Below are 18,111 nucleotides of genomic sequence, written 5' to 3'. Positions count from 1 at the left end.
GGTGGTGGCCGGTGCTGCGGCGGCCTGTTCGCTGGCGCCGCGGGCAGTGCCGGTGGCGGCATTCAGGCGTTCGCCGAGCGGGTCCACCGAATGACTGGTGTCGGCCAGGATGATGACCATCACCCGCCGGTTGCGATTGCGGCCCTGTGCGCTGTCGTTGTCTTCGCGGGGGCGGAACTGGCCGTAGCCGACCATCGCCAGCCGCGACGGCTGCAGCCCCTGGTCGGCAAACAGATGCACCACGCTGGCCGCGCGCCCGGCCGACAGTTCCCAGTTGGACGGGAAGGTGGCAGTGGCAATCGGCACGTTGTCGGTGTGGCCTTCCACGCGCACGCTGTTGGGCACGTCGCGCAGCACACCGGCCAGGCTGGCCAGGGTGTCCCGCGCATGCACGTCCAGCGCCGCCGAGCCGGTCGGGAACAGGATGTCGCTGTTGATCTCCACTTCGATCCACAGTTCGGTGCGGCGCACGCTGATCATGCCGCGGTCGATCAGTGGCGCCAGCGCGGCGGTCAGGCGGTCGGCGATGCTGTTGAGCTGGCGCTCGGCACGCGCGATCTGTTCCTGGTTGTGCACCGACACCGGCATGCGCATCTGCGAGGCCATCGCCGGCAGCAGGGTGGGGTCGTGCGAGGGCGCGGGAGCGGACGGCCCGATCTTGGTGCCGGACTTGATCACCGACGGGCTGTCCCAGCCGCCGCCCTGCACCTGCTTGTTGCCCACCTGCACCGGATTGATGGTGCGCGGCGCACCACCGAAGGCATCCGTGAGGGCGTCGGCCATGATCCGGTACTTGCCCTCGTTGACCGAGGAGATCGCGTACATGACCACGAAGAAGGCGAGCAGCAGCGTCATCAGGTCGGCATAGGGGATGGCCCATGCCTCGTGATTGGCGTGCTCTTCGTGGTGCTTGCTGCGGGCCATGTCAGTGCAGGAAGCCGGAGAGGTTGGTTTCGATGTTGCGCGGGTTCTCGCCCTGGGCAATCGAGATCAGGCCTTCGATGACCATTTCGCGGTCGCGGCTGGAATGGGCGATCACGCCCTTCAGCTTGGCGGCGATGGGCAGGAACAGCAGGTTGGCCGAGGCGATGCCGTAGATGGTGGCAGTGAACGCGGCGGCGATGCCGTGGCCGAGCTTGCTCGGGTCGGCGAGGTTCTTCATTACCGCGATCAGGCCGAGCACGGCGCCGATGATGCCCAGCGTGGGCGCATAGATGCCCATGCTTTCAAACACCTTGGCGGCGGCCTGGTCCTGGTGCTCCTGGCTGCCCAGTTCGATCTCCAGCATGTGCCGGATCGACTCGGGTTCAACGCCGTCCACCAGCAGCTGCAGGCCCTTGCGCAGGAACGGGTCCTGCTGCGCTTCCACCTGCGATTCCAGGCCGAGCAGGCCCTGGCGGCGGGCGATGTTGCTCCATTCCACGATCTGCTGGATGAGTTCACGACGGTCGCTGTGCGGCGGCCGCACGACCCAGCGCACGATCTTGAAGGCGTGCTTGAACACCGCTGGCGAGGTGTGCAGCAGGATGGCGGCGATGGTGCCGACGATGACGATCACGAACGCCGCAGGCGACCACAACGACGCCAGGCCGGCGCCCTTGAGGATGCTGCCACCGACCAGCGAGGCCAGGGCGAGGAAAAGTCCAATGAGGCTGAGTCTATCCATGGGTCCGGTATCGGCTTGTATGAATGGGACTTGAGACACCGGGAGGTCGTGTACAGACGGTAGTCACAGTTTTCGGGTCGGCGGGCATGGCCCGTCGCTACCCTGCGGGGCCGTTTCCGGTAGCGCCGGGCCATGCCCGGCGGGCTTCAGCGCAGCCCATCCACGTCCAGGATCAGGGCCATGCGACCATCGCCGATCAAGGTTGCACCGGCATAACCGCGCAGGCCGCGCAGGGCCCTGGGCAGTGGCTTGATGACCACTTCCTCACGGCCGCGCACCTGGTCCACCACCAGCCCGAAGCGTGCTTCACCGGCCTGCAGCACGACGATCGTCAGCAGGGGCGAGGCGGCCGGCGTCACATCCAGCCATTGCCGCAGGTCCACCAGCGGCAGCGTGTGCGAGCGACGGTCAAGCACGGCGCGACCGTCGAACCAGCCCAGCGAGGTGCGCGGCGCATGCAGCACTTCCATCACACGGGCCAGCGGCAGCGCGTAGACGTCTTCGCCGGCCTGCACCAGCAGGGTCGGCAGGATCGCCAGGGTCAGCGGTACGCGGATCATGAAGCGGCTGCCGCGGCCCAGTTCCGACTGGATCTGGATCTGCCCGCTCAGTTCGCGGATGCGTGACTGCACCACGTCCATGCCGACGCCGCGGCCGGAAATGTCGGTGACCTGCTGCTTGGTCGAGAACCCCGGCAGGAACACCAGGTGCAGGCATTCCTCGCTGCTCAGGCGGGCGGCGGCTTCCGGATCGATCAGGCCCTTCTCGCGCGCCTTGGCGCGCAGTTTTTCCGGATCGATGCCGGCACCGTCGTCCTGCACTTCGATGCTGACGTAGTCGCCTTCCTGCTGTGCCGACAGGCGCACGTGGCCCATCCGCGGCTTGCCCTGCGCTTCGCGCAGGTCAGGCATTTCCACGCCATGGTCGATGGCGTTGCGGACCAGGTGCACCAGCGGGTCGGCCAGCGCTTCGACCAGGTTGCGGTCGAGCTCGGTTTCGGCGCCGATCAGTTCCAGGTCCACTTCCTTCTTCAGCGAACGCGCAACGTCGCGCGCCACCTTCGGGAAGCGCGAGAACACCTTGCCGACCGGCTGCATGCGGGTGCGCATCACCGCCGACTGCAGGCGTGCGGTGGCGATATCCAGCGTGGACACGGCGCGGTCCAGTTCTTCGTCGCGCAGGCGCGTGCGCAGCGTCTTCAACCGGTTTCGTGACAGCACCAGTTCGCCGATCAGGTTGACGATGGCGTCCAGGCGCTTGGTGTCCACGCGCACGGTGTGTTCGGCTTCGGCGACAGGCTTGTTGGGTGCGGGCTTGGCAGCGGGCGGGGCCGGCGAGGGCGCCGGTCGCGGTGCCGGTGCCGCAACAGCCGCTGCGGTGGTGTTGCTGCCCGGGGCGGCGCCGCCGTGCAGCTGGTCGAGCAATGCCTCGAACTCGTCCTCGCTGATCATGTCGTCGGCCTTCTTCGCCGCCGCCACGGTTGTCGGCGCCTTGCCGCCATGCAGCTGGTCGAGCAGGGCCTCGAATTCGTCGTCGGTGATCAGGTCGCCGCCGCCCGCACCCGGCGTCGCGGCCGCAGGCGCGGCAGCGCCGCCGCCATGCACGTCGAACTGGGCGACCAGTTCGGGCGGGGCAAAGCCCGGCTCGGTGCCCGAAGACACCGCGTCAAGCATCGATTGCAGGTAATCCAGTGACTGCTGGGCGGCATCGAAGTGATGCGCCTGCAGGACGGCCTGGCCGGCGCGTGCGGCGCCCAGCGCTTCCTCGGCGGCGTGGCACAGCTCGACCATTGCGGTGATGCCGAGGAAACCTGCGCCGCCCTTCAGCGTGTGGTAGCCGCGGAACACCGCGTTGAGCTGTTCATTGTCCTGCGGTGCCTGTTCCAGCGACACCAGCTGTTCGCCGAGGCGATCCAGGATCTCCTGGGCCTCGATGATGAAATCGGCAGTGATGTCGTCGGCTACTGCGCCCATGGTTACAGCCCCAGATCCGACAACAGGTCGTCGGCGTCGTTCTGCGAGACCGCATGGCGGTCCAGTCCCTTCAGTGCCGGCCCAGCCAGTTCCGGATCGGTGCGATGCTGTTCCGGCGGCAGGCCGAGCGCGCCGAAGCCTTCGTGCACGCGGCGGACGATGCCCACCACGCGACGGATGATCTGCCCGGTCAGGTCCTGGTAGCTCTGGGTCAGGGCGATCTCGGTGAGGTTGTGGCGGATGCGGTCGAGCTGTACGTCCTGGCCCGGCTGCAGGCCGTCGGCGCGCAGCTGTTCGGTCAGGCTGCGGCACTCTTCGGCCAGGTCCAGGGTGCGGTGGGTGGCCTGTTCGGTCATCGCCACCACGTGGTCCAGGCGCGCGCAGGCATCGTCCAGCTCGCCGGCTTCATCGGGCACGGTCGGCAGTTCGCCCAGCGCCTGGCCCAGCTCGCGGGCGAGCCGCGAAAGGCCGCTCATCATCGGCTGGGTGCGCAGCGCGACCAGGCCGTCGATGCGCTGGCGCCACGCCGCCTCGTCGCCGGATTCCAGTGCATCCAGTGCTTCCTGCAGGCGCAGGGCGAGGGCGCTCTTGTCGACCGTGGTATCCATCAAGCGCTGGCCGCCAGGCGTTCGAAGATCTTGCCGAGCTTCTCTTCCAGCGTCTGTGCGGTGAAGGGCTTGATGATGTAACCGTTCACGCCGTTCTGCGCCGCTTCGATGATCTGCTCGCGCTTGGCTTCGGCAGTCACCATCAGCACCGGCAGGGTCTTCAGCTTGGCATCGGCACGGATGGCCTTGAGCAGTTCGATGCCGGTCATCACCGGCATGTTCCAGTCGGTGACCACGAAGTCGAACGGCTGGCTCTGCAGCAGCGACAGCGCGGCATGCCCGTCCTCGGCTTCGGCGGTATTGGTGAAGCCCAGATCGCCCAGCAGGTTCTTGACGATACGACGCATGGTCGAGAAATCGTCGACGATCAGGATGCGCATGTTCTTGTTCAAAGCAGAGTTCCTTTGTTGATCAGCTCTCGAGGCCGGCGTCGGCCGCCTCGAAAATCTTCAGTCGGCCACGCAGGCGCAGGACCGCCTGGCCGTGGATCTGGCAGACCCGCGACTCGCTCACGCCGAGCACTGCGCCGATCTCTTTCAGGTTCAGTTCCTGCTCGTAGTAGAGCGACAGCACCAGCTGTTCGCGCTCGGGCAGGTGGCCGATGGCATTGCCCAGCTCGCGGCCGAATTCACCGCGCTCCAACACCTGCTGCGGGGTCGGGCCGCCCTGGGCGACGGTGTCCAGCTCGCCCTGGTCTTCAATGCGCGACTCCAGGCTCAGTACCTGGCCGCGCGAGGCGTCCTCCATCAGGCGCAGGTACTCGGGCAGCGGCATCTCCATCGCGGCGGCCACTTCGGTGGCACTGGCGGCGCGGCCGGTGCTCTGCTCCAGGCGGCGGATGGTGGCCGCAGCGTCACGCGCACGGCGGTGTACCGAACGCGGTACCCAGTCGCCACGTCGGATTTCATCGATCATCGAGCCGCGGATGCGGATCGAGGCGTAGGTCTCGAACGAGGCACCCTGGTCGGCGTCGTAGCTGCGCGAGGCTTCGATCAGGCCCATCATGCCGGCCTGGATCAGGTCGTCCACCTCAACGCTGGCCGGCAGGCGTGCGGCCAGATGGTGGGCGATGCGCCGCACCAGGTCCGAGTGCTGGGCGATGACCTCGTTGGCCGCCGTGCGCTGGACCTCTCTGTACTGGGCGGCGCCTTTCATGCGGCCACCCCGCGCTGCTTGATGATGCGTTCGAGGAAGAACTCGACGCCCCCGCGCGGCTCGGTCGGTGCCTGCCAGCGGGCGGTGCGGCGGGCGATCTCGGTGATCGCCAGTGCCGACGGGCTGGACGGATAGGCCTTCACCACCGGCTGCTGGCGCTGCACCGACAGGCGCAGCCAGTCGTCCTGCGGCACGCAGCCGAGGTAGTTCAGCGAGACATCGGCGAGGAATTTCTCGCAGACGCGGGTCAGCTTCTCGTACAGCACGCGGCCTTCGTTGGGGTCGCGCACCATGTTGGCCACCACCTGGATGCGGTCCACGCCACGTTCGCGTGACAGCACCTTGATCAGCGCATAGGCGTCGGTGATCGAGGCCGGTTCATCACAGACCACCACCACGGTGTCCTGCGCGGCCTGGCAGAAGGTCAGCACGCCGTCGGTGATGCCGGCGGCGGTGTCCACCACCATGATGTCCAGCTCGCGCTCCAGTTCGGAGAACACGTTGACCAGGCCGACATGCTCGGCCGGGGCCAGCTCGGCCATGTGCCGGCGGCCGGACGCGGCCGGTACCACCAGCACGCCGTTCGGGCCTTCGATGATCACGTCATCCAGGCTGCAGCGGCCAGCGACCAGGTCGGCCAAGGTGTTGGTGGGGCTCAGGCCCAGGATCACGTCGATGTTGGCCAGGCCCAGGTCGGCGTCCAGCAACAGGGTGCGTTTGCCCATTCCCGCAAGCGCCACGGCCAGGTTGGCCGATACGTTGGTCTTGCCGACGCCGCCCTTGCCGCCGGTCACGGCAATCGTGCGCACAGGGCCCAGCGGCTCGCTGCGGGTCGCCGTCAGCGGGAAGGTGGTGGTCAGCTTGGCGTACTCACGCGACGGCATGGTTCAACTCCGGGTTGCAGGGCATATCGGCCGCGCGGCGCAAATCTTCAAGGCGAAGTACAAGATTGGCTGCACTGGCCCGGTGCAGGTCGTCCGGGACGTCCTGGCCATCGGTCACCCAGGTGATCGGCAGCTTGTGGTCCACCGCCACCGACAGGGCGTTGCCGAAGCGGCCGGTCTCGTCCAGCTTGCTCAGCACCAGGCCCTGCAGGTTGGCCGCGCCGAAGCGGCGGACCACCTCGTCCATGTCGCCGAAGCTGGTGTTGGCCGGCAGTACCAGCAGGGTGCGGACCTGGCGGGCGGCGCGCAGCCACTGCAGCTGGGCGGCCAGCGCACGGTCGCGCGGGCCCAGGCCAGCGGTGTCGATCAGCACCAGCTTGTAGTCCTTCAGGCGTTCCAGCAGCTGGTCCAGGTCGGTACCGCTGTTGGCCTCGTGCACGGCGATGCCGAGCTGGCGGCCGTAGCCGTACAGCTGTTCGCGGGCGCCGATGCGCATCGTATCGGTGGTGACCAGGGCGACGTCGCGGGCGGCATGGGCTTCGGCGAAGCGCGAGGCCAGCTTGGCGATGGTGGTGGTCTTGCCGGCGCCGGTCGGGCCGACCAGGGCGATCACGCCGCCCTCCTCCATCGGATCGACCGGGGCGATCGGCAGCTTGCGCGAGATAAGCCCCAGCATCAGGCCGCGGCCGCGATGCGCTTCGGTTTCCAGCGGGATCTGCATGGCCACGTCGCGGGCGATGCCGGCATCGAAGCCGTACTCGTCCATCAGGTCCAGTGCCGTAGCGCGCACCGGACTACCGCGCAGGCGCTCGTCGGTGAAGCGGTTCATCTCGCGCTCGATCACCTGGCGCATGCCGGCCACTTCCTGGCGCAGGTGGCGGATCTCGGCGTCATCGGCGACCAGGGTCAGCGCGGGTGCTGGCGCCAGCGCCGGCATCGGTGCCGGTGCAGCCTCGGTCGGCTGCACGGCAACCGGCGCGCGTGAGGCTTCGTCTTCGGGGGCCGTGGTGGCCTGCAGTGCAACCGGCAACGGCGGCGGCGTCACTGCCGGCATCTGCGCGCTGTCTTCCAGCGGCGGGTCGATCTGGAAGCGGGCGCGGTTCACCGGCGCGGCTGCCGCAGGCGAGGGCGCCACGATGGCGTCGGCAAACGGGGCGAAGATCTGTTCCGGCAGCGTCGCTTCATTGACGGCGGCACGCGCCAGGGTGGAGGCGAAGCCGGTGCTGCCACGCGTCGGCACGATCTCGTCGGCGCTGTCCAGGGTGCGGCCGGTAGCGCCGACGGCGGCGCGGGCCAGAGCGGCGACGGCCGAGGTGGTGGCGGCCACCGGCTCCGGTGCCGGGGTGCCGCTGCGACGGCGGGTGACCGCGGCGATCACTGCGTCGGCGGCGCTGCGCGGCTTCGGCGCGGGCGGCGGTGCCACGTCGCGGCGCGACGCTTCCAGGGCGCGCTGCACGGCGCTCTCATCGTAGTTGGCGGCGGCCACGATCTCGATGCCTTCCTCGATCCGGCGGTTGGACAGGATCACGGCATCAGGACCATGTTCCTTGCGCACCAGGTTCATGGCCGAGCGCATGTCGGCGGCGACGAATCGTTTGATTTTCATGCTGTGGTCACGGGACGAAGTCGGCGGAGTGGCGGTCGGAGAACGCGGATGGTCGGTGGTCTGCACGGTTCGGGTTCCCCTCGGAATCTGTCTGTTGCGGGTGTTTGAAAGTGGTGTCTGTTTTCTGGCGCGTTGCAGGGCTGCGTCAGCTGATCGTTCCGACCAGCTTCAGGCGCTTGTCCTCCGGCACCTCGCTGTAGGCCAGGACCGACAGCGACGGAACGCTGTGGCGGACCAGGCGGGCCAGCGCGGCTCGCACCGGGCCAGGTACCAGCACCACCGCGGGCTCGTTGCGGGCTTCCTGCTTGCTGACACATTCGGCCAGGCTCTGGTGCAGTCGCTCAGCGAGTCCGGGTTCCAGCGCGGCGCCGTTGCCCTGCGTGGACTCCTGCAAGACACGTTCCAATTGCGGGTTGAGGGTGAACACCGGCAGCTCCGCCGACATTCCGGCGATCTCCTGCACGATGAAGCGGCCCAGTGCGGTGCGCACGGCGGCGGTCAGCGTGGCCGGGTCCTGACTGTGCGGGGCGTGTTCGACCAGTGCTTCGGCGATCTTGCGCAGCTGGCGGATCGGAATGCGTTCGACCAGCAGGTTCTGCAGCACGCGCACCACCGCCGACAGCGGCAGCGCCTTCGGCGTCAGATCTTCGACGAGCTTGGGCGCGCTCTTGGCCAGGTTGGCCAGCAGGTGCTGCACTTCCTCGTGGCCGAGCAGTTCCGGTGCGTGCTCGCGGATCAGGTGCGAAAGGTGGGTGGCCACCACCGTGGCCGGGTCGACCACGGTATAGCCCAGGGTTTCGGCCTGGGCGCGCTGGTGTGGCTGGATCCAGGTCGCATCCAGGCCGAAGGCCGGGTCCTTGCCGGCGATGCCTTCCAGCGGGCCGAGGGCACTGCCCGGGTCCAGCGCCAGTTCGCGGTCGGGATGGATCTCGGCAGTGGCCACCGGCACGCCATGTACCAGTACCCGGTAGCCGTTGGCCGGCAGTTCCAGGTTGTCGCGGATGTGCACCGAGGGAATCAGGAAGCCGACGTCCTGGGTCAGCTTGCGGCGCACGCCCTTGATGCGCGGCATCAGCTCGCCGCCCTGGTTGCTGTCCACCAGCGAAATCAATCGATAGCCCACTTCCAGGCCCAGCGGATCGACCGGGCGCAGCTCATCCCAGCTCAGTTCCGCCGTGGGTGCAGGGGCAGCCGGGCGGCCCAGCGCGTTCAGGGCGTTGGCTTCGCCTGCAGCGGTGTCGGCCTGCGCCGGCACCAGGCCCTTGCGGTACACCTTCCAGGCGATGAAGCCGAGGATGGCCGCCAGCGTCAGGAAAGCGACGTTGGGCATGCCCGGCACCAGGCCGACCACGCCGAGGATGCCGGCGGTGATGGCCAGCGCACGGTACTGACCGAACACCTGGCCGGTCATCGCCTGCGCCATGTCCTGCGAGCGCGAGGCACGGGTGACCAGCATCGCCACCGCGCTGGAGACCAGCAGCGCCGGCAGCTGCGCCACCAGGCCGTCACCGATCGACAGCAGGGTGTAGGTGGCGGCGGCATCGCCGAACGGCATGCCATGCTGCAGCACGCCCACGGCCAGGCCGCCCAGCATGTTGATGAACAGGATCAGGATGCCGGCGATCGCGTCGCCGCGGATGAACTTGCTGGCACCGTCCATCGCACCGTAGAAGTCCGCTTCCTCGCGTACTTCCTCGCGGCGCAGCTTGGCTTCCTCGCGCGTCAGCAAACCGGCGTTGAGGTCGGCGTCGATCGCCATCTGCTTGCCGGGCATGGCGTCAAGGATGAAGCGCGCGGTCACTTCCGAGACGCGGCCGGCGCCCTTGGTGATGACCACGAAATTGATGATGGTCAGGATCGCGAAGACCACGATGCCGACGGCGTAGTTGCCGCCGATCACGAATTCACCGAATGCGGCGATCACCTTGCCGGCTGCATCGTGGCCGTTCTGGCCGTTGAGCAGGATCACGCGGGTGGAGGCCACGTTCAGCGCCAGCCGCAGCATGGTGGTGATCAGCAGCACGATCGGGAAGATGGTGAAATCCAGCGGGCGCTTCACGTAGACCACCGCCAGCAGCACCATCAGCGAGATGGCGATGTTGAAGGTGAACAGTGCGTCGAGCACCGGCGCGGCCAGCGGCACCACGACCATGGCCAGAAGGGCCAGCACGATCAGCGGCGCGCCAAGGCCCTGGCGGATCATTTCAAGCGCGCGGCGGGTATTGAAGCTGGATGCCTGGGCGCTCATGGACGGCCCCCGTTGCCGAACTCATCAACCTGGATGTGTGGCGTGGACGGCATCGGGCCGGTCCGCCAGCTGCGCAGCTGGTAGACGTAAGAGAGGACCTGGGCGACGGCTGAATACAGTCTCACGGGGATTTCCTTGCCGAGTTGGCCTTCCCGATACAAGGCGCGTGCCAAAGGCGGGGCAGAGACGATGGCGACCTTGTTGCCGTCGGCCACTTCACGGATGCGCAGGGCGGTTTCATCCACGCCCAGGGCGACCACGGTGGGGGCATTCATGGCCCCGCCTTCGTACTTCAGGGCCACCGCGTAGTGGGTGGGGTTGACCACCACCACGTCGGCAGTGGGGACCGCCTCCATCATCCGGCGGTTGGCCATCTGCTGCTGCAGCTGGCGGATGCGGCCCTTCACTTCCGGGCTGCCTTCGCTTTCCTTCATCTCCCGGCGCAGCTCCTCGCGGGTCATCTTCAGCTTGCGCATCCAGTTCCAGCGCTGGTACGGCGCGTCGATGGCGGCCAGCACCAGCATCGCCCCGGCGGTGGCCAGCAGCAGGCGCAGGGTGAAGCCCAGGCCGTCGCCGATGGCCGTTTCCAGCGGCTGGTGGATCAGCCCGCGCAGGGTGTTGAAGCTGGTCCAGACCACCATGCCGGCGGCGACGCCGACGAAGGCCACCCGCAGCAGCGACTTGATGAACTCGGCGATGGCTTCGGGGCCGTACAGGCGCTTGAGCCCGCTCATCGGGTTCATGCGGTTGATGTCGGGCATCATCGCCTTGGCCGACCAGCGCAGGCCGCCCATCACCACCGGCGCCAGGAAACTGGCCAGCAGGCAGACCAGCACCAGCGGGGCGATCACCCACATCAGCTGCAGCAGCAGGTCGCCGAAGTGGCCGAACAGCGCCTTCGGGTGCTGGCGCAGGCTCTGTTCGGGGCTGAGCGCATGGCGCATCCAGGCGCTGGCGCCGCTGGCCATCGAGCCGCTCATGGCCATTACCGCGATCACCCCGGCGCCGAACACGGCGGCCGTGCCCAGTTCACGCGAGCGCGGCAGGTTGCCCTGTTCGCGGGCGTCGCGCAGGCGTTTTTCTGTCGGTTGTTCGGTTTTTTCGCCGGCGGATTCGTTCTCGGACATCACAGGCACTGCAGCAGGGGATGCCGGGGTGCGTGCAAGAATCGTTCCGTTGCGGGTGCATGTGCCAACCGAAGTTGGCGCCTGCCGGAGCAGGTACCGGTAGCGCCGGGCCATGCCCGGTGAGCGGGCAGCCTGGATCATTGCATCCGCCGGGCATGGCCCGGCGCTACCCCGGGGGCCGGTCCGGCGGGCTCTGCGCCAGTTCCACCCGTGGCCGTGGCAGGTCGTGCAGCTGCATGAAGCGGGCCGCGTCCACCGGGCGGCCCAGCAGGAATCCCTGCAGGTAGTCGCAGCCCAGCCGCTCCAGGTAGGCGCGCTGCGCGGCGGTCTCCACGCCCTCGGCCACGATGTCCATGTCCAGCGCATGGCCCAGCGCAACGATGGCCGACACGATCACCACGTCTTCGGCGCTGTGTTCCAGGTCGCGCACGAATGCGTGGTCGATCTTGATCTCGGTGGCCGGCAGGCGCTTGAGGTACAGCAGGCTGGAGTAGCCGGTGCCGAAATCATCGATGGAGATGCCGACGCCCAGGGCGGAGAAGCTCTGCAGCAGGCGCAGGCTGGTATCGGTATCGCGCATCACCGTGCTTTCGGTGATCTCCAGCACCAGGTTGCGCGGGGCGATCGCGTAGCGCTCGATCACCTCGCGTACGTCCTGCAGCAGGTGCGGCGAACTGAACTGCACCGGTGACAGGTTCACCGACATCGTCCAGCCTTCGTGGCCGGCATCGTGCCAATGGCGCAGCTGCTGGCAGGCCTGGTCCAGTGCCCAGCGGCCGATCTCGTTGATGGCGCCACTGCGCTCGGCCAGGCGGATGAAGCGGTCCGGCGGAATCAGGCCCTGTTCCGGGTGACGCCAGCGGATGAGTGCTTCGGCGCCAGCCACCTTCTGCGTAGCCACGCGGATCTTCGGCTGGTAATGCAGGAACAACTGCTCGCTGCCGATTGCCCGGCGCAGGTCGGCCAGCAGGCGGAACTGCTGCTCGGCGCTGTCGTTCATCCAGTCGGCGAACAGCACGAACGCGTTGCGGCCCGACTCCTTGGCCTGGTACATCGCTGCATCGGCGAAGGCCATCAGCTGACGTTCGCTGGCGGCATGGTCAGGGCAGATCGCGATGCCGATGCTGGCGCTCACCTGCAGCTCGTGGTCCGGCAGCAGCGGGCCGCTGCCCACCGCCTGCAGGATGCGCCGGGCCAGGGTCGGCAGGTCCTCGTCCTGTTCGATGCGCACCACCAGCACGAATTCGTCGCCGCCCAGCCGTGCCAGCATGTCGTGCGGCCGCAGCAGCTGGCGGGTGCGTTCTGCCACGGCCACCAGCAGCGCATCGCCGGCCTGGTGGCCATAGGCATCGTTGACCTGCTTGAAGCCATCCAGGTCCATGAACATCACCGCGAAGCGGCTGCCGCCCTGTTCGGCCTCGGCCAGAGCCTGCAGGATGCGCCGCTGCAGCAGCAGCCGGTTCGGCAGGCGGGTGAGCGGGTCATGCAGCGCGGCCTGGGTCAGTTCCTGCTGGGCGTCGGTCAGGGAGGTGCTGAGCAGCGAATTGCGCAGGCGCAACAGCTGCGCCTCCACCCGCTGGTCCAGCCAGGACACCACCAGCACCACCGCCAGGATCGCCACGGTCAGCACCACCACCAGCATCGCCAGCCAGTTGTTCTGCAGGCCATCGCCCACCGCTGCGCCGCAGACGCTGCCTTCCGGGAAGCGGGCAGCGGCCATGCCGGTGTAGTGCATGCCGACGATGGCCAGGCCGAGCAGGCCGGCGGCGGCCAGGCGGTCGCCGATGCGGGTGTGCTGTGCGCGCAGGCGGAAGGCCACGTACAAGGCAGTCCACGACGCGGCCACCGCGACCAGCAGCGACAGCAGCAGCCACACCGGCTGGTAGTCGATGCCCGGTTGCATGCGCATTGCGGCCATGCCCACGTAGTGCATGCTGGCGATGCCACTGCCCATCAGCAGCGCTCCGCCGGCCAGGCGGGGATGGGGCAGGGTGCGCAGCGATACCAGCCAGAGCGCGAACACCGACGAGCCGATCGCCAGTGCCAGCGACAGCAGGGTGATGGGCAGGTCGTAGCCCAGTGGAATGGGCAGGTCGAAGGCGAGCATGCCGATGAAGTGCATCGACCAGATGCCCAGCCCCATCGCAAAGCCGCCGCCCAGGCGCCACCACCAGGTCGCGCCCTTGCCGGGCGCGGTGACGGTGCGCCCGGCCATCGCCAGTGCGGTGTAGGACGCCATCACTGCAACCAGCAATGAGGTTGCCACCAGCCACGGGTTGTACGTGCCTACCAGCATTCGTCAGTCTCCCGGACCTGCCTGTCAACGGAAAAACTACGGTGGGGCATGCGCAAGGCGGGCGACCAGAGCCGCCGGTTGCAGCGTCCCCCCGGTCGCTGCGCATTCACTCTAACGCGGGCACCGGGGGGGACGGCAAGCAGCAGAACGTGACGGCCACGTCAGCGGGTCACCGCACCGGCGGCCTGGAAGGCAGCATCGAACAGGCGCTGCACCGGCGGCCCCATTTCACCGACCAGCAGGGTCAGCAGGAACAGGCCCAGCAGCAGCGAGACCGGCAGGCCCAGCTGGATCGGATTCAACGCCGGTGCGGCGCGGGCCAGCACGCCGAAGGCCAGGTTGACCGCCAGCATCGCCACGGTCAGCGGGATGGCCAGGGTCAGCGCACCGCGCAGCACGGTCAGCAGGAAGGTCGGGGCGATGCTGAAGAAGGCATGCGGGTCCGGCAGGGGCGCGCCGATGGGCAGGGCGCGGTAGCTGTCCACCACCAGCGAGATCAGTGCCAGGTGGCCGTTGGCGGTGAAGAACAGCAGGCCGAACAACAGATAGAACCACTGGCCGATGACACCGGAGGTGCCGCCGCGCAGCGGGTCGCTCATCTGTGCAAACGCCAGGCCGGTGCCCTGGGCGACCAGTTCGCCGGCCATGGCGCCAGCCTCGAACACCAGCCGCAGCATGAAACCGATGGCCACGCCGATCGCCAGCTCGCGGGCGATGGTCAGCACGGTAGCGGCGTCGAAACCGGTCCAGTCCGGTACCGGCGGCAGCAGCGGCGCCAACGCAATGGCCAGGGTGCCGGCCAGCATCACCCGCACCCGGCCGGGCACGGCGCGGGTACCGATCATCGGCATCGCCATGGCCACTGCGCCGATGCGCAGCATGGTCCACAGCACAGTGCCGATCATGCCGAAGGCGTTCAGGCCGTCGGCAGCCATCTGGGTGGCGGCGTCCATCTGCGTGCGCGTCCGTCTAGCCGATCAGGTGCGGGATGCGCTGGAACAGCAGCGTGGTGAATTCGACCAGATGGCCGATCAGCAGGCTGCCCAGTGCAAACAAAACGGCAGTGAGGGCTGCGGCCTTGGCAACGAAGGCGATGGTCGGCTCGTTGAGCTGGGTCGCCGCCTGCACCACGCCCACCACCACGCCGACCACCAGTACGGTCAGCAGCAGCGGGCCGGCCACCCAGAGCACGGTAATCAGGCCGCCACGCAGTTCGGTCAAGGCAAGTTCGGGGGACATCATGGTTCCATCGGTAGCGCCGGGCCACGCCCGGCGGTGGTCAATGCGGCGTCCGGCACTGCCCGGCGTCGCCTCTGTAGAGCCGAGCCATGCTCGGCTGACCTTCGGATCAGGCCGGATTGAAGCTGGCCGCCAGCGTGCCGACGGTCAGCACCCAACCATCGACCAGCACGAACAGCAGGATCTTGAACGGCGCAGAGACCAGCATGGGCGACAGCATCATCATGCCCATCGACATCAGCACGCTGGCCACGACCAGATCGATGATCACGAACGGGATGAAGATCAGGAAGCCGATCTCGAAGGCGGTCTTCAGTTCACTGGTGACGAACGACGCGACCAGCACCGGGAACGGAATCGCATCAGGGCTGGCGTAGGTGCCGTGACCGGCGATGCCGGCGAAGGTCATCAGGTCGGTCTCGCGGATCTGCGCCAGCATGAAGGCGCGCAGCGGCGTGGTGGTCAGCGTCCAGGCAGTCTGGAAGTCGATCTCGCCATTGAGGTACGGCGCCATGCCGGTGCTCCAGGCCTTGTCCCAGGTCGGCAGCATGATCATCGCGGTGAGGAACAGGGCCAGGCCCAGCAGGACCTGGTTGGACGGCGTCTGGCCGGTGCCCAGCGCCTGCCGCAGCAGGCCCAGCACGATGATGATGCGGGTGAAGGAGGTCAGCACCAGCAGCATCGACGGGATCAGGGTGATCGCCGTCATCAACAGCAGTGTCTGCAACGGCAGGCTGACCGGCGCACCGCCGATCTTGCCGACGTTGATGTCCGGCAGCGGCGTGGACGGCGCACCCGGGGCGGCGAACGCCAACGCAGGCAGCAGGCACAGGGCGATCAGGCTCAGCCACGGCAGCAGGGTGGCAAGACGGGAACGGGTCACACGCATGTCAGGGGTCCTTGCGCAGCCGCTGTTGCAGCAGCTGGGCGAAATTCGGCAGGTTCTTCAGGTCGGGTACGCGTACCGGCGCAGGCGGTGGCAGCGGTTCGGGCAGGGTGTGCAGGGCGTTGATGCCACCGGCGGTCACGCCCAGCAGCAGTTGCTGGCCATTGACCTCGACCACCACCACGCGCTCCTTGGCGCCGACATTCAGGCTCGCCACCAGCTTCATGCCCTCGGCCGGGCGGAAGCCGCTGCCGGGCAGGCGCTTGAGCAGCCAGCCCAGGCCGATGACCAGGGCCAGCACTGCCAGCAGGGCCAGCACCGCACCGAACAGGCTCGGTGCGGCCGGCGCATGCTGGCCGATCTGCGGGGCCGTCTTGGCGACGGCCAGGGCGGTGGCGGCGAGCAGGCTCAACGCAGTCTCCGGATCCGCTCGCTGGGGCTGACCACATCGGTCAGGCGCACGCCGAAGCGGTCGTTGATCACCACCACTTCGCCATGGGCGATCAGCGTGCCGTTGACGAACACGTCCAGCGATTCGCCGGCACCCCGTTCCAGCTCGACCACCGAGCCCTGGTTGAGCTGCAGCAGGTTGCGGATCGGCAGGCGGGCGCGGCCGACTTCCAGCGACAGCGTCACCGGCACGTCGAGGATCACGTCCAGGTTCAAATCCGGGCCGGTCGCTTCATCGGCCTGCAGGTTGCTGAACTGGGCCGGGGTCGGTTCGAGGGCGTCGATATCGTTCATTGCGGGTCTTCCTGGATGACGGGTACGCGCGGACGGGTGCCCGGCGGATGGGTAGCGGTGATCTTTACGGCGTTCATGCCGTTGGCGACGCCGAACTCACCGGTGAACACCGGGATGTTCTCCACGCACAGCGGCACCTGCGGGCTCAGGTCGATCGGCAGGATGTCGCCGACCTTCAGCCGGGTCAGGTCGCGCAGGGTCATGCGCTTGCTGGCCAGTACGCTGGACAGGGTCACTTCGGCCACGTTGAGCTGCTCGCGCAGGGTGCGGCCCCAGCTCTCGTCGCGGTCGTTGCGGTCACTCTGGATGCCGGCGTCGAGCAGTTCGCGGATCGGCTCCAGCATCGAGTAGGGCAGGGTCACGTGGATGTCACCGCCACCGCCGTCGAGTTCGACATGCAGGCGGCACACCACCACGTATTCGCGCGGCGTCACGATGTTGGCGAAGTGCGGGTTGATCTCCGAGTTGATGTACTCGAACTCCACGTCCATCACCGGTGCCCACGCTTCGCGCAGGTCGGCGAAGGTCTGCTTCAGCAGCAGGTGGATCACCCGCATCTCGGTGGCGGTGAACTCACGGCCTTCGATGCGCGTCGGGTAGCGCCCGTCGCCGCCGAAGAAGTTGTCGACGATGGCGAACACCAGGGTCGGTTCGAACACGATCAGGCCGGTACCGCGCAGTGGCTTGAAGCGGATCAGGTTCAGGTTGGTCGGCACATACAGCGAGTGCATGTAGTCGTTGAACTTGATCAGCTCGATGCCGCGCACGGACAGTTCGGCCGAACGCCGGATCAGGTTGAACAGGCCGATCCGCCACAGGCGCGCAAAGCGCTCGTGGACCATTTCCAGGGTCGGCATGCGACCGCGGATGATGCGGTCCTGGCTGGCGAAATCGTAGGAGCGTGCTTCGCCACTGGGGGCGTCCGGCTCGGTTTCGACCGCGCCACTGTCCACGCCATGCAACAGGGCATCGATCTCATCCTGGGACAGCAGGTCATTCATCGGGGAGCCCTTACTGGGTCACGAAGCTGGTGAACAGCAGGTCGTCGGCACCGTTGCTGCCGGTCTCGGCCTTCAGCACCTTCTGCACTTCGGCCAGCGAATCGGCCTGCAGCTTCTGCTTGCCGGCGATGTCGGCGATCTGCTGCGGGCTGACCTGCGAGAACAGCATCAGCAGGCGCGCGCGGATGGCCGGGGCATGGGTCTTGATCGCTTCCAGCGCGGCCGGATCGCGGGTCATCAGCTGCACTTCCACCTGCAGGTAGCGCGGGCCGTCGATAGAGCCGTTGAGGTTGACCACGAATGCCGGTTCCAGCGCGAAGTACTGGGCCGGGGCCGGGGTGGTGGTCTTCTTCGGCGCCTGCGCGGTCTTGTCTTCGTGCTTGGACTGGGTGAAGAACCAGACGCCGCCACCGGCGGCACCGGCGGCCAGTACGGCGACCAGGGCGGTGATCAGGATCGGACTGCGCGGCTTGGCGGTCTTGTCCTTGTCGGCGGTCTTCTTGGTTTTGTCAGCGGCTGCGGCCACGGGGTGAAGCTCCTGAGGGTTGCTTCACCGGGATATGCAAGGGGTGTGCCGGAGTGGCCGGGGAGGGCGGTGACGGAATTCCGTCGGGTGTTCATATCGGCAGCGCCGGGCCATGCCCGGCGGAATGTCGGGAATCCGCCGGGCATGGCCCG

Annotated in this window: 17 protein-coding genes and 1 pseudogene; all 18 read right to left on the bottom strand. The window is 67.8% G+C overall.

Translation table 11 applies throughout. The features are described from left to right. Nucleotides 1-57 precede the first annotated feature (57 nt). Nucleotides 58-924: pseudogene (gene motD / locus K5K93_RS02950) on the bottom strand (flagellar motor protein MotD); the annotation flags it as partial. 1 nt (nucleotide 925) lies between these two features. Further along, nucleotides 926-1,666, bottom strand: coding sequence for a flagellar motor protein (locus K5K93_RS02945; RefSeq protein WP_025878976.1), 741 nt, complete (start codon nucleotides 1,664-1,666; stop codon nucleotides 926-928). A 146-nt stretch (nucleotides 1,667-1,812) separates the two neighbouring features. Continuing rightward, on the bottom strand, nucleotides 1,813-3,639 hold the full coding sequence (locus tag K5K93_RS02940) for a chemotaxis protein CheA (protein WP_222389706.1): 1,827 nt from the start codon (nucleotides 3,637-3,639) through the stop codon (nucleotides 1,813-1,815). A 2-nt stretch (nucleotides 3,640-3,641) separates the two neighbouring features. Then, nucleotides 3,642-4,247: a protein phosphatase CheZ gene (locus K5K93_RS02935; RefSeq protein ID WP_025878978.1), complete on the bottom strand. Its 606-nt coding sequence runs from the start codon at nucleotides 4,245-4,247 to the stop codon at nucleotides 3,642-3,644. After that, nucleotides 4,247-4,639: a chemotaxis response regulator CheY gene (gene cheY, locus K5K93_RS02930; RefSeq protein ID WP_005413247.1), complete on the bottom strand. Its 393-nt coding sequence runs from the start codon at nucleotides 4,637-4,639 to the stop codon at nucleotides 4,247-4,249. Before cheY ends, K5K93_RS02935 begins: the two co-directional genes overlap by 1 nt. Nucleotides 4,640-4,658: 19 nt before the next feature. After that, entirely contained in the window at nucleotides 4,659-5,402 is a 744-nt protein-coding gene (locus K5K93_RS02925) for an RNA polymerase sigma factor FliA (RefSeq protein ID WP_025878979.1), read from the bottom strand. After that, on the bottom strand, nucleotides 5,399-6,286 hold the full coding sequence (locus tag K5K93_RS02920) for a P-loop NTPase (RefSeq protein ID WP_025878980.1): 888 nt from the start codon (nucleotides 6,284-6,286) through the stop codon (nucleotides 5,399-5,401). Before K5K93_RS02920 ends, K5K93_RS02925 begins: the two co-directional genes overlap by 4 nt. Beyond that, entirely contained in the window at nucleotides 6,273-7,892 is a 1,620-nt protein-coding gene (flhF, locus tag K5K93_RS02915; RefSeq protein WP_093818244.1) for a flagellar biosynthesis protein FlhF, read from the bottom strand. Before flhF ends, K5K93_RS02920 begins: the two co-directional genes overlap by 14 nt. Before the next feature lie 145 nt (nucleotides 7,893-8,037). Continuing rightward, complete coding sequence (gene flhA, locus K5K93_RS02910) at nucleotides 8,038-10,140, bottom strand: flagellar biosynthesis protein FlhA (protein ID WP_222389705.1); 2,103 nt, start codon at nucleotides 10,138-10,140, stop codon at nucleotides 8,038-8,040. Then, a complete protein-coding gene (gene flhB, locus K5K93_RS02905) occupies nucleotides 10,137-11,267 on the bottom strand; it encodes a flagellar biosynthesis protein FlhB (protein WP_033831035.1) in 1,131 nt (376 codons plus the stop codon). The genes flhA and flhB overlap by 4 nt, the downstream gene beginning before the upstream one ends. A 166-nt stretch (nucleotides 11,268-11,433) precedes the next feature. Then, on the bottom strand, nucleotides 11,434-13,563 hold the full coding sequence (locus K5K93_RS02900) for a bifunctional diguanylate cyclase/phosphodiesterase (protein WP_222389704.1): 2,130 nt from the start codon (nucleotides 13,561-13,563) through the stop codon (nucleotides 11,434-11,436). Nucleotides 13,564-13,724: 161 nt separating this feature from the next. After that, entirely contained in the window at nucleotides 13,725-14,516 is a 792-nt protein-coding gene (fliR, locus tag K5K93_RS02895) for a flagellar biosynthetic protein FliR (RefSeq protein ID WP_032974840.1), read from the bottom strand. A 16-nt stretch (nucleotides 14,517-14,532) separates the two neighbouring features. Continuing rightward, nucleotides 14,533-14,802, bottom strand: coding sequence for a flagellar biosynthetic protein FliQ (locus K5K93_RS02890; protein WP_005413254.1), 270 nt, complete (start codon nucleotides 14,800-14,802; stop codon nucleotides 14,533-14,535). Between the two features lie 109 nt (nucleotides 14,803-14,911). After that, complete coding sequence (gene fliP / locus K5K93_RS02885; protein ID WP_099818390.1) at nucleotides 14,912-15,691, bottom strand: flagellar type III secretion system pore protein FliP; 780 nt, start codon at nucleotides 15,689-15,691, stop codon at nucleotides 14,912-14,914. A gap of 1 nt (nucleotide 15,692) precedes the next feature. Further along, entirely contained in the window at nucleotides 15,693-16,100 is a 408-nt protein-coding gene (fliO, locus tag K5K93_RS02880; protein WP_180167000.1) for a flagellar biosynthetic protein FliO, read from the bottom strand. Next, a complete protein-coding gene (gene fliN, locus K5K93_RS02875; RefSeq protein ID WP_025878988.1) occupies nucleotides 16,097-16,432 on the bottom strand; it encodes a flagellar motor switch protein FliN in 336 nt (111 codons plus the stop codon). The genes fliO and fliN overlap by 4 nt, the downstream gene beginning before the upstream one ends. Next, complete coding sequence (fliM, locus tag K5K93_RS02870; protein ID WP_025878989.1) at nucleotides 16,429-17,433, bottom strand: flagellar motor switch protein FliM; 1,005 nt, start codon at nucleotides 17,431-17,433, stop codon at nucleotides 16,429-16,431. The genes fliN and fliM overlap by 4 nt, the downstream gene beginning before the upstream one ends. Before the next feature lie 10 nt (nucleotides 17,434-17,443). Then, on the bottom strand, nucleotides 17,444-17,959 hold the full coding sequence (locus K5K93_RS02865; protein WP_025878990.1) for a flagellar basal body-associated FliL family protein: 516 nt from the start codon (nucleotides 17,957-17,959) through the stop codon (nucleotides 17,444-17,446). Nucleotides 17,960-18,111 lie beyond the last annotated feature (152 nt).

Source organism: Stenotrophomonas sp. DR822 (genome assembly GCF_019793815.1).
Lineage (GTDB): Bacteria > Pseudomonadota > Gammaproteobacteria > Xanthomonadales > Xanthomonadaceae > Stenotrophomonas > Stenotrophomonas indicatrix.
The sequence above is the reverse complement of the archived record's forward strand: the minus strand, read 5'-3'. Positions and strand labels throughout refer to the sequence as shown.